The organism is Paenibacillus sinopodophylli (assembly GCF_005930355.1).
Classification (GTDB): Bacteria; Bacillota; Bacilli; order Paenibacillales; family Paenibacillaceae; genus Pristimantibacillus; species Pristimantibacillus sinopodophylli.
On record NZ_VDBO01000007.1, the window covers coordinates 177966 to 190486 of the forward strand.

Below are 12521 nucleotides of genomic sequence, written 5' to 3' on the forward strand. Positions count from 1 at the left end.
TATTATTTTGGACATTTCTTCTATTTTCATGCATTGGAGGCTATTGTTCGTTTTAGATTGTTTTTATTAATTCTATATTTGCAAATGTGCTTTCTGAATATACTTTTTCTCCATAAATACCGCTTATTCCGTTAAAGCCAGCCTTTGTCCAAAACCTGATAGCGGACCAATTTTTCACGGCAATATTTGCGCGGATATCCTTATATCCTAATCTACTAAGCTCCACACCTAATTGAGCTTCTGTCTCCATACCAAACCCTTGCCCTTGTGAATCTGTATGTATGTACAAAAATACAATATACGCAGAATCGAGTGTTGGGTAACCGTGATATACACTTATTATTCCGATTAACCTCTTATGCTCTCTGTCTTTAATCGTAAAGATACAATAATTCTCTTTATCCCCGCCTGGAGGCAAATCCCCTGAATAGTAGCAGTGTGCAATGTGATTCGGATCATAATCATTCCCATCCCACTGTTTCATATATTGGCTGCTTGAATATAAATATTGTACATCTTCAATTTCATTCTCTAACATTCTACTGCAAATAAGATTAGTCGATTCCCAAAAGTCAGGAAGCAGATTAATGGTCAAGCTGGTCACATCCTTTGGAATTGTCACATACAATCTGATTAAATCTTGCTGCACTTATACGGTTGAACTATCCTTAAAATACCACAAATGTCTAATAACAGGGAGCCATCTCCAAGCTCACTATATCAAAAAAAGCCGACACCGCAGTACACGGTATCAGCTCAATTCGCTCTTACTCTTGTATACATATTGTTCTCGTGCCTTGCCTTATCGCTCGAGAAGACCTGCCTTCACCAATCCGTTGCGAATGCCCTGCTCGTCGACATGCGTCGTTACGTAATCCGCATACGGCAGCAGATCTGGATGAGAGTTGCCCATCGCTATGCCTAATCCAACCGTCTCCAGCATCTCGATATCGTTCAGCCCATCGCCGAAAGCAACCGCATCCGCTGACGTTAAGCCAAGCTTGTCCAGCAGCGCTTCAATGCCCTGTGCCTTCGACCCTCCGGCAGGGAGCACGTCGATTGCCTGTGGATGCCAGCGGATAAGCTTCAATTCCGAGTGCAGCCCGTCATACAGATGCTCTTCATGGCTCTCACAGTGAAGGAACACTTGGTAAATGTCATCTGTTTTCCAAAACTCCGGATTATAGCCAGGCAGATCAACCTTTAATGAATGGACCGAGCTAATGATGAAGGGATGATCCTCTTTGTCTGCGAAGAAGTTATGCTCGCCTTCGAATACTAGCCCGTGATTATGCTCGCTTGCAACCTTAACAAGCGCCTCCAAGCGATGCTTCTCAATTTCCCGTTTATAGAGCGGCGTACCTTTATATACAACGTAACCCCCGTTTAGACAAACGAAGGATTCAATGCCAAGCTGCTCCGCAAGTGGTTTGATGAAATAAGGCGCGCGGCCAGTCGCGATAACCGGTTCAACGCCGCTTTCCTTCAGTTCCGCGATCGCTTTGATCGTGTCTGCGGGTATTTCCTTCTGTTCGTTAATTAGCGTACCATCAATGTCGAAAAAAACGATTTTATAGCCCATGCTCTTCTCTCTCCTGTCCATTGTCGCAGACGTCTGCCGTCTGTCCTTTTTTTACAGTATAAAGAATTGAGCGTGGAAAAGGAATCTTTGTTGACGAAAACACGAGAACCGCTCATTCCTAGTTCATTCGGCGCTTGACTCCTCTCGAAAGCTTCCTGTATATTAATGGAATCAACACAATAAGAACGGCTTACGATGGAAGCACCCGTAAGAGATGGCATTTTCATGCCTATCTTGCAGGTGCTTTTTTTGCGTTGTTTGCCAAACCAAAGGAGGCTTCCGTATCCATGAAAACCGTTTCTAGATTTACCGTATTTGGGCTTGTTCTCTTGCTACTGCTCGCCGGCCCGTCCACCATTGCTGCCGCATCATTCGAGTTTAGCGCTACTGCCAAGACCGCCTTCGATAAGATGAAGGGGGCAACAGACAAGGTGACTGCTGCCAAGCTAACCTCCCAGTACACTGAATTACAAACTACGCAGAAGCAATTAATCGACTGGGACACACGCATCGATAAGCTGCACTATCAGAACGAGGAAGCGATAATCGCCACCCGCAAGCGGATAAAAGAAATCGATGCGAACAAGCTTTTAAAACTAGAGAATGACGTTGTTCAAGCCAAGAAGAAATACGAGCCATTATTCAAGCTCTACGATTCCTTGAACCAGCAGCTAAGCATAGCGAAGTCGTTCAAAGATAAGCTTGCAATAAACCTATTGAAGCCTCAGGTGGAAACGACCAAAGTGGCTGTTCAGTTAGCCAAGCAGGATATTCGCAGCAAAGAAACAACCTATAAAACCGCCAAAGCAAACACGGCCAAAACGATTAAGAAGCTGCGCACTGAGCTTAGCGGTATTGATCCGCTCAAAGTGAAGATGAAAGCGGCTAAAAGTACAACTAGCAGCATCAAGAAACAGTTCACGACTGAAACCTCACTTCTGAACCAAGCGGTCAAGAAAGGGAATGCTGCAGCGACATCAAGCTCGCTTACTCGGATGCTCACCTACATCAAGCAAATGAACGAGCAGAAACAAAAAATGCTCACGTATGAGCAGCAAACGATGGCAATCATTGCGAAGGTCGACAACCAGATAGCCAGCTAAACAAAAGCATTAGCAGCAAGCGCGCCCAGCTCGCAATGCCGGAGATAGGAATGTCGCGTTTGCTTCCCTATATGCGGGGACAACTGCTAGATTCTATTGTCGTAGAAGTATAAGAATGAACATGAAAACGCCCTGTGACCATCGGTCTCAGGGCGTTTCTCCGTTTCTCCGTTACTGTATACCTGGCAGCCAGACTTCAATGGTTGTCCCAGAGCCTAGCTCACTAGAAACGACCAGGCGGCCTTTGTGCGAGGAGATGATTTTGTCCACAATCATCATGCCTAGTCCGTTTCCATCGCGCCTTGTAGTATGAAAGGGCTGACCAATGCGGCGCATAACTTCATCGGTCATACCTACGCCGTTATCCTTGAACAGAACCCGCTGATAACCATCCATGACATCCAGCCCGATCTCCACCTCGCCTCCGTAAGGCAAAGCTTCCATCGCATTTTTTAAAATATTCAGAAATACCTGCCTTACCTGATCGCGGTCGCAATGAATGGCGACTTTTCCTTCATATGCTGTACGAATGACAATGCCATTCATTTCGAATTGCATCTCGAATATAGACAGTACTTCCTGCAAGATGTCGACACATTGCTCTTCCTTGTACTGGAGCGCCTGCGGCCTCCCTAGAATGAGAAACTCACCGACGATTGCATTCATCCGATCCAGCTCCGACATCATCACGTTGTAATAGTAAGGATTTGTCGTTTTACTGGATAGCTGCAGCATGCCCTTAACCGTCGTCATCGGATTGCGAATCTCATGCGCAATGCTTACGGCTAGCTGGCCTGCGAAACCAAGCTTCTCGCTGTTTCGCAGCAGCTCCTCGGCCAGTTTCATCTCGGTAATGTCTCTCAGGCTTCCAACTACGCGAATAAGCTCCTTCGTACCATCGTAGATCGGCACCACATCGAGCATATAATAATCCATCCGATCCTTGGACTTAATCGAAAGCTCAATGCCTACACAGGTTTCCCCATGCAAAATGAACCGTTCGAAATACGGACCGATAATACTCAAATCAAAAGCCCTATCGCCAATACCGCCGCTAGGCTTCTCATCGCTTGCTTTGCCTAATATGACTTTACTATAGTCGTTAATTTCAACGATTGCACCCTGTGCATCCGTTATGATGACTCCATAATAATTCGTATCGAGAAGCACTTGGTTCAGAATCTGAAGCTGCGTATTATGCTTGCGCAGCAAGAGCTCACGTTCGATCGAGTCAACGATTGTAGACAATAAAGCAAGCAAATGAGGATGAGCGGAATGGATATCAGTCATAATCGAGAGCGTTCCTAATAACTCGCCGCTATTCTCCGTATGAAATGGTACCGTATAGCAGGCCATTCCATGCAGCACTTTATGATAATGGTCTTCGCCTACAAGTTCTATGGGGCCATTGCTTCGCAGAGTCATATCCACTGCATTCGGCCCAATCTCCTCACAGAATCGCAAACCTTCCGTAATGCCAAGCCGCCGTACCATGCTTATGATGGCCGAATTTCCTCTAAATTCAAGAATATGTCCTTGGTTATCGGTAATCGCTACGAAAAAAGGGTCTCCCTCAACAGAAGACAGAAATTTATCGACAAACACACTTATGACTTCTAGAATGTCTTTGTAGTGGCTTTGTTGACCTTTCAGTTCCTCGCTGGAGAGCCATTCAGTATATATAGGAGGCTCATCTGGATTCAAGCCTCGTACTTGGCATTGTTTGTGCGCTTCAGCAATCATTTCGTTTCTCATCATGTTGTTATACCAGTTAACCTTTCCAGGACCACTTGCTTCCATATTGTTGGATATTATCCTTTATTCTAGCTGTAACACTCACAATCCTTCCCATTTTTATTAAAAATCGTTTATATTATCAAAAAATTAAAAAGGACTGTTGAATAAGGGTTTTAACCTTAAACAACAGTCCTTTCATTGGATCATCCATATATATCATTTGAGAGCTAACCGTCTACTGTCATACCATTACGCCTGAGGTGACAGCTTTACATTAATATTATCGAGGTATAGAGTCGTCAATCCTTCATAGCCGGAATCGCTTCCGATAATAACGTATAACTCGCCTTTTTCATTGGATTGAAGAGTTGTGCTGTATTCCTTGGCGACTGGCTGAAAGCCTGACAATTCACTATTTGGCTGCACCATATTCCCGATAAGCTTCATATCTTCACCATCGGTTATCTGATTACCCTTGTCGACATTTACCTTATAGAAGAAGTGATCTCCTTCATCAACCTTCACTTTCACAGGCTCCTTGCTGACAAATCCTGCTTTAATAAAGACGGATTCGCCAGGAGAGCCTCCAACCCCCATCATACCGCCCGATTGATCCGTATACAGATCGAATGCTAAAGTGGCATGATAAGTCTTATTCGGCTCCAGCCCCTCTAACTTCTTCGTCACATACATGAACAAATCATCACTGCGATTCATCCCATTGAGCTTCAGCCCGTAGTTGGTCTTGTTGCCCGCCGTAGGCAGCAGCTCTCTCGCATACTCCAATTCATAAATATCTGGATTATAATCGACAGGAAGATCGGCAAAGTCTCCCTTCCAGCCCTCTTCGCTTTGGTCAAAATGGAATTGAAATGCTTGCGCCTTACCGGTATGCAACGTAATTTTTTTGTCCTTCGCGTTCCAAAGTGTTTCCGCACCAAGCAGCTGGGCTACCATTTTGGCAGGGACAAAGGTCACGCCTTTCACTGCCGTCACTTTAACAGGAAGCTTCACGTTCTTAATATACGTACCCGTTAGCTCAGCGCTATTAAGCGTTAGCGTGACGGTTAATCCATCCTTCGACAGTGTTATTTTTTTCGTTGCCGAATCCAAGTGAATACTCGCTTGCAAGCCTTCTGCTAATGCTCGTACTGGCACCATCGTTACGCCATTTATCAGGTAAGGGGCTGAAGCAAGCATGTGCTCACCGCGATAGTCTGTAGCTTTCTTGCTGCCGATTTGGAATTGCAGCGGTGCCTGTGTACCTCCAGCCGCTCCGAATGAAACGGCTCCCGGTGCCACTGCACTAAGAAGCATCGCGGTTGTCATAGAAGCGACCATTATATTTTTGTTGAATAGATTTTTAATGTTCATAGCTCTACCATCCTCTGCAGTTAGAAGTTTTGTTTAGTGTACACTCCTAACGCGCATAGGATGGTTTATGTTGCACGTTGATGATTCACTTCATCATTTCTTAACAATAGTAATACCTAGTATTACCTCTATCCCTGCAGAGCATTCGCTAGATCTGCGATGAGATCCTCATGATCCTCTATACCAACGGATAAGCGTACTAGCCCATCGGTAATACCGAGTAATGCTCGCCTTTCGCTAGGAATAGAAGCATGTGTCATCCTAGCCGGTACAGATATGAGGCTCTCGACCGCTCCTAAGCTTTCGGCCAATGTAAAGTATTTCAGTTTTCGAATTATGTGGGAGGCCTTATCGCCGCTGCCAACATCGAAGGAGACAATACCGCCGAAGCCGCGCGCCTGGCGCTTCGCAAGCTCATGCTGCGGATGGCTGAGCAGTCCCGGATAATGGATGCTTTCCACCGTGTCTAATCCGGACAAATACTGAACGATAGCCTGCGCGTTCTCCTCATGTGCCTCCATCCGCAGGCCAAGTGTCTTCAAGCCTCGCATGAGCAGCCACGAATCCTGCGGACCAAGGACACCGCCCGTTGCATTTTGAAGGAAATGAAGTTCCTCGCCCAATTGGTCATCCTTCACGACAGCAAGTCCTGCGACCACATCGCTATGCCCGCCAATATATTTTGTCGCCGAATGCAGTACGATGTCTGCACCGAGTGTAAGTGGATTCTGCCAATAAGGCGTACTAAATGTATTGTCTACGATGAAGAGCAGCTTTTTGTTTGCGCACCATGCGGCTATTGCTGTAATGTCGGTTACTTTGAGCAGCGGATTAGTTGGTGTCTCAACGAATAATGCCCTCGTATTCGGACGCAGCGATTTCTCAACTTCCACCATACTCGTTGTATCTGTGAAGGTTGCTTCTATACCGAGCCGATTCAATACCTTCGTAACAATTCGGTACGTTCCCCCATATACATCATCTGTCAGAATGATATGATCGCCGGCACTCAGCAACGAAAATACAGCATGAATGGCGGCCATTCCTGAGCTGAATGCAAAGCCCCTTGCCCCCTCCTCCAGAGCGGCAATATACTGCTCTAGTGCATGGCGCGTCGGATTGCCCGTGCGCGAATACTCATAGCCTTTATGCACACCTATATCATCTTGCTTGTAAGTGCTGACCTGATAGATCGGGACGCTGACCGCCCCCGTATGCGGATCAAATGGATTCCCTCCATGGATAAGCTTCGTTTTACGCTTCAGATCAAACACCTCCGCCATAAATCTGTTTGCTCAAGTACCGCTCACTGCCGTCAGGAAATAGGGTCACGATTCGGCTGCCCGGCTGCGCTGCCTCAGCTTCAAGGAGCGCAGCATGCAGCGCAGCGCCCGAAGAGCTTCCAACCAGCATGCCCTCCAGCTGCGCCAGTTCCTTAACCCTTGTGAAGGCCTGCTCATCCGTAATCGTATGAATGGCATTGAAATACGAGCTGTCCATAAACAAAGCCAGCTTCTCCACCCCAATTCCTTCTGTAAGGTGCGGCCCAAGCTTACCGCCGCCGAGAATTGAACCTTCAGGCTCAACAATAACGGTCTTTATATTCGGATTGCGCTCCTTCAAATAGCGCGCCGTTCCCATAAAAGTGCCGCCAGAGCCAGCGCCGGCTACGAATACATCGATCTTTCCATTTAATTCGTTCCAAAGCTCAGGACCGAGCGTTTTGTAATAGGTTTCTGGATTAGCCGCATTGGAGAATTGCCTAGGCGAGTATGAACCCGGTATCGTTCCCAGCAGTTCCTCCGCCTTCTCGATTGCGCCCGCTATTCCAAGCTCAGACGGTGTATTGACAATGGTTGCCCCAAGCGCCTTCATTAGCTGCTGCTTCTCGGTGCTGAATTTCTCCGGAACGACGAACAACGTCGCAACACCGCGCCCGATAGCTGCCAAGGCGAGCCCAATACCTGTATTGCCTGCAGTTGCCTCAATGACAGTGCCGCCAGGCGCAAGCTCTCCGCTGGCAAATGCCTGATTCAGCAGTTCAACACCAAGACGATCTTTGACGCTGCCTCCTGGGTTTTTATACTCAAGCTTTGCGTAAAGCTTTACGCCGCTCGGAAGGGTATAGCCAGATAGCTGAACCAAGGGTGTGTTGCCGATCAGCTGATGAATATTCGAATACATAGCCATTCGCAATCCCTCCTACAATCGTCCATCTTATTTCAGGCAAGTGACTAACGGATCTATTTCCTTCATCATATGAACCATCCGCTCCATGTGTTTCGCCGCTTCTGGATAAATTGCTGATACCTTCAGGCTCGTCCGATGCAAATATATCTATCGTTTGATACAACATTTCAATAATAAACAACTAACCCGATGTGTTATTATGTCTTTATACTTTTGGGACTGCTTGCTGCAAAAAGATTTTCATCAGGAAAGGGGTGTGCGGTTGTCAGTTGGACGAACATCGATACAGAGCAAACCGCTTTTTGCCAAAGCATCGTTTTGGCCTGCTCTTGCGACCCTCTTTTTCGGCTCATTTGTCGGCATGTATCATGTCGTTTCACTTAATGTTTCTTTACCCGGGTTTATCGGTATTTTTAATACGGACCTCGGCAAAGTACAATGGATTATTACCGGCTTCTCACTTGCTTGCGGCATTATCGCCCCTGCCAGCGGCTATGCAGAAAGCCGATTCGGCGGGAAAAAGGTTTTCTTATTTTGCCTGCTTGGTATAACCGTCACCTCACTGCTCTGTGCGCTGTCTTGGAATGTATATGCACTTATTGGTTTCCGCGTATTGCAAGGGTTATTCTGCGGGCTCATTCAGCCGGTATCGCTTGCTTTCATTTATCGAACGGTACCTGCAGAGAAACAGCCTATTGCGGTGAGCATCTGGTCATTCTCCACAATACTTGGAACGGCGCTTGCACCCTCTGTCAGCGGCTGGCTTCAGGGCTACAATTGGCATCTTATCTTTCTGGTTACCGTTCCAATTGGGATTCTCGCGTTTGCTATCGGCATTCGTATCCTGCCCGCGAGCACTGCGGATAAAGAGACTAAGCTGGACAAAGCTGGGCTTGCGCTGGCAGCGACAGCGAGCCTCTCTCTGCTTCTGCTGTTCGGTAATCTGTATGCATGGGGCTGGCAGTCTGCTGCTTTTTGGGTATGCTTAATCTTAGGCGCTGCAAGCACGATTCTATTCGTAATCCACCAGCTTCGCTCAGATGCACCCTTGCTGCAATTGCGGCTGTTCCGCAATCAAACGTTCACAATCAGCTTGGTCATTTCTCTCATTCTCTCGATTGCGCTGTATTCCGGCATTTATTTTGTGCCCCTTTATTTGGCCGAAATTCATAGCTTAAGCTCGTTTCACATTGGCTTGCTGTTCCTGCCCGGAGCCGTTTGCTTAACCTGTGCCACCTTCTTTTCCGGACGCTATTACAATAAGCTTGGTCCGTCTATACTTGCCATTGCTGGCTGCATCATTCTTATTGTGACCACTTATTTATTCAGTCGTTTGCAGATTACGACAAGTCTGCTCGCCATTATGATTATCATCGCCGTTCGCAATACAGGAACGGGTCTGGCTCTGACTCCCGTTACTAATGCGGGCATGATGGCCATACAGAAAGAGCTTAGCGGTCATGCATCTGCACTCATTAATTGGCTCAGGCAAATCTTCAGCTCTATGGCACTTGGCCTGTTCACGTCCTTGTTCTATGCGCGCCTTGCCGTACATCAAGTACAGCTCGGTGAGACGGATGCCAAGTACCCTGAGGCCTATACACTGAGCATCAACGATGCTTTTTTGTTCTCCGCTTTCTGCATTATAGCCGCGCTGCCGCTCGCCTTCCTGCTTCGCAGGAAGAAGACAGCACGCCCGGACTCCCACTCATCAGCACACAAAAAGACGGCAAATGCAGAGATTTAATCTCTGCCTTGCCGTCTTTTGCGAAGAAGATTGGGTCAATGCTTGCGCAGCTTCTTCGATATTCGATTGCCAGCCGTTTGCAGCAGCTGGACGAGTAATATGAGTATAATGACGCACACGTACATCACATCAGGCTGCCAGCGCTGGTAGCCGTACCTTATAGCCACGTCCCCAAGTCCACCTGCTCCGAGTACGCCGGCCATCGCCGTAGCCCCGATCAATCCGATGGTCGCAATGGTAAGGCCAAGCACGATCCCCGGCCTTGCCTCTTTCAACATGACCTTCCATATAATCTGCCGCCTAGAGGCTCCCATCGCTTGAAATGCTTCAACGACGCCGGGATTCACCTCAAGCAATGCCGACTCAATCAGCCTTGCAATGTAGGGGGCGGTATAGAAGACGAGCGGTACAATGGCACCTTTTACCCCAATGGTCGTATGCACAATCCATTTCGTAATCGGAATAATGGCAATCAATATAATGATGAAAGGAACGGAGCGCAGCACGTTAATGACCGCATTCAGGATTGGATAAAGCACCTTGTTCTCATAAATATGACCCGGACGCAGTACCACCAGGCAGACACCTAGAAACAGGCCTATAATCGTGGAGAAAAAGAGTGAGTAGATGACCATTGCCGCCGTCTCCCCAAGCGACTCTAAGTACAAATCATAATTATCCACGAAACTATTAATGAAGCTATCCAGCATGCCCTAACACCTCCACCTGCATGCCGTTTTGTTCCATGTAAGCCATGCCTTCCTGAATAACCGACGGCTCGCCAGGCAAACTAATAATAAGAAAGCCGAATACACTATCTTTTATTTTTGTTATATTCCCGTACAAAATGCTAGGTCGCAGCTGATAACGCAGCGTCAAATCAGCCAAAATCGGCTCACTCACCGTTTCGCCTATGAAAGAAATCCGCAGCAGTTTCCTCGGTACAGCCTTGTCCACTGCCTGCTGCAGCAGCTCCTGGGGCAAATCGGCGTCAAATACGCTTTTGATAAATTTTTTGGTCGTTTCCGTCTTCGGTTTCGTGAACAGCTCGAGTACAGTGCCCTGCTCCACGATAGCACCACCCTCCATAACCGCTACCCGATCGCATATCTTCTTTACGACGTACATTTCATGGGTAATGAGCACGATCGTAATGCCGTAGGAACGATTAATATCGAGCAGCAAATCCAGAATAGAGTCCGTCGTTTGTGGGTCGAGCGCCGATGTCGCCTCATCGCATAATAAAATCTCCGGCTCATTGGCAAGCGCTCTTGCAATGGCAACACGCTGCTTCTGACCTCCCGACAATTGAGCCGGGTATGCTTCCCGTTTGTCTTCCAGCCCTACAAGCGAGAGCAGTTCGCTTACCCTCGCCTGAATTTGCTGCTTTGCGAGACCTGCCAGCACTAGTGGTGCAGCAATATTCTGATATACGGTACTCGACATAAGCAAATTGAAGTTTTGAAAAATCATACCGATCTTACGCCGCATCATACGGAGCTGATTCTCACTAAGGTCGGCAAGCTTCGTATCTTGGATGCGCACATGCCCTGACGTAGGCCGCTCCAAATAGTTGATGCAGCGAAGGAGCGAGCTTTTGCCCGCTCCACTGTAGCCGATAATGCCGAATATTTCCCCTTTGCGGATATGCAGATTCACATCTTTCACCGCATCGACTTCCTGCTTGCCTTGTTGATAGATCTTGCTAACGTTCTCCATCCAAATCACAATACAACCTCCGCCTCAGCTGAAATGGTAAAAGGTCTCTTCCGCTAAGAAGAGACCCGGGCTTCATGCAACAATTACCAGGATGCTACGATGTAAGAGCCATATTTTTCCTCGACATATTTCTTCACCTGATCAGAGTGATAAGCTTTGATTAAACGCTGAAATACCGGTTTATCCTTGTCTTCCGTTCTTACCGCGATAATGTTAACCCATGGTGAATCCTTAGGCTCAATGAAGATCGCATCTTGTGTTGGTACGAAGCCAGCCTCTACCGCATAGTTGGTGTTGATGACTGCCGCCGTCAAATCGCCTAACGCCTTAGGAATGAAAGCCGCATCAAGCTCTTCGAATTTCAAGTTAAGCTTGTTCTCAGCGATATCGCGTACAGTTGCCGTAATACCAGCACCTTCTTTAAGTTTGATCAAGCCAGCATTCTCGAAAAGAATCAGTGCACGCGCGCCATTGGTCGGGTCATTAGGCAAACCGATGACGTCGCCTTCCTTGATCTCCGAAACCTCTTTGATCTTCTCGGAGTAGAATCCGATTGGGAAGTTAAGCGTATTAGCAATTTTGACAAGATCCAGATTGTTATCTTTCTTGAACTGATCAAGGTAAGGCTCATGCTGGAATGCGTTCGCATCAAGCTCGCCTTCAGCCAGCACTTTATTAGGTTGTACATAATCATTGAATACAACCAGTTCAATTTCCAAGTTATCCTTGGCAGCAACCTCTTGTACTTGCTTCCATATTTCTTCCTCAACACCCGCCGAAATACCTACCTTCAGCTTCGCTTTCTCGCCCTCCGCTGTAGAATCATTCGACTCCGCCTTGTTGCTGCCGCAAGCTGCAAGCACCGTCGTTAAGACTAGCGTCAGCATAATTAGTAACAATTTTTGTTTCATTGTTTCTCCCCCTACTCCTATTTGTATATAAGCCATGATTGAATTCGCGCAAAAAAAAGCTCTTATTCAAAGAATTCGGCAGCTGCCGCTATTCAGTGAAATAGGAGCTTTTAGTCGACTAATCAGCTCAAAACTTATAATTCCGATGAACTTACTAT

Annotated in this window: 11 protein-coding genes; 2 read left to right on the forward strand and 9 right to left on the reverse strand. The window is 47.1% G+C overall.

The window, feature by feature from the left end:
• Positions 1-52 precede the first annotated feature (52 nt).
• Positions 53-595, reverse strand: coding sequence for a GNAT family N-acetyltransferase (locus FGT79_RS22200; protein WP_246096550.1), 543 nt, complete (start codon positions 593-595; stop codon positions 53-55).
• Positions 596-802: 207 nt separating this feature from the next.
• Positions 803-1582, reverse strand: coding sequence for a Cof-type HAD-IIB family hydrolase (locus FGT79_RS22205; protein ID WP_138755031.1), 780 nt, complete (start codon positions 1580-1582; stop codon positions 803-805).
• 287 nt (positions 1583-1869) lie between these two features.
• Here FGT79_RS22205 and FGT79_RS22210 point away from each other — a divergent pair, with 287 nt between their 5' ends.
• The gene (locus FGT79_RS22210) at positions 1870-2685 is read left to right on the forward strand and encodes a hypothetical protein (protein ID WP_138755032.1); all 816 of its coding nucleotides are present in this window, start codon (positions 1870-1872) and stop codon (positions 2683-2685) included.
• A 171-nt stretch (positions 2686-2856) separates the two neighbouring features.
• Here FGT79_RS22210 and FGT79_RS22215 read toward each other — a convergent pair whose 3' ends face one another.
• The 4 genes from FGT79_RS22215 to FGT79_RS22230 form a co-directional block, all read right to left on the reverse strand.
• Positions 2857-4485 (reverse strand): ATP-binding protein, encoded by a 1629-nt coding sequence (locus FGT79_RS22215; protein WP_246096551.1) that lies wholly within the window; start codon positions 4483-4485, stop codon positions 2857-2859.
• A gap of 186 nt (positions 4486-4671) precedes the next feature.
• The gene (locus FGT79_RS22220; RefSeq protein ID WP_138755033.1) at positions 4672-5796 is read right to left on the reverse strand and encodes a copper amine oxidase N-terminal domain-containing protein; all 1125 of its coding nucleotides are present in this window, start codon (positions 5794-5796) and stop codon (positions 4672-4674) included.
• A gap of 128 nt (positions 5797-5924) precedes the next feature.
• Positions 5925-7061 (reverse strand): bifunctional cystathionine gamma-lyase/homocysteine desulfhydrase, encoded by a 1137-nt coding sequence (locus FGT79_RS22225; RefSeq protein ID WP_138755071.1) that lies wholly within the window; start codon positions 7059-7061, stop codon positions 5925-5927.
• 1 nt (position 7062) lies between these two features.
• Positions 7063-7986, reverse strand: coding sequence for a PLP-dependent cysteine synthase family protein (locus FGT79_RS22230; RefSeq protein ID WP_138755034.1), 924 nt, complete (start codon positions 7984-7986; stop codon positions 7063-7065).
• Between the two features lie 262 nt (positions 7987-8248).
• Between FGT79_RS22230 and FGT79_RS22235 the strand changes: the two genes are divergently transcribed.
• Positions 8249-9733 carry a DHA2 family efflux MFS transporter permease subunit gene (locus tag FGT79_RS22235; RefSeq protein WP_246096553.1) on the forward strand — a complete coding sequence of 495 codons (1485 nt, stop codon included), beginning with the start codon at positions 8249-8251 and terminating at the stop codon, positions 9731-9733.
• Between the two features lie 35 nt (positions 9734-9768).
• Here the strand turns inward: FGT79_RS22235 and FGT79_RS22240 are convergent, their stop codons facing one another.
• The 3 genes from FGT79_RS22240 to FGT79_RS22250 all read right to left on the reverse strand — a co-directional run bounded on the left by FGT79_RS22240 (position 9769) and on the right by FGT79_RS22250 (position 12363).
• A complete protein-coding gene (locus tag FGT79_RS22240; RefSeq protein WP_138755036.1) occupies positions 9769-10443 on the reverse strand; it encodes a methionine ABC transporter permease in 675 nt (224 codons plus the stop codon).
• Entirely contained in the window at positions 10433-11461 is a 1029-nt protein-coding gene (locus FGT79_RS22245) for a methionine ABC transporter ATP-binding protein (protein WP_138755037.1), read from the reverse strand. Before FGT79_RS22245 ends, FGT79_RS22240 begins: the two co-directional genes overlap by 11 nt.
• Before the next feature lie 74 nt (positions 11462-11535).
• On the reverse strand, positions 11536-12363 hold the full coding sequence (locus FGT79_RS22250) for a MetQ/NlpA family ABC transporter substrate-binding protein (RefSeq protein ID WP_138755038.1): 828 nt from the start codon (positions 12361-12363) through the stop codon (positions 11536-11538).
• Positions 12364-12521: the final 158 nt, after the last annotated feature.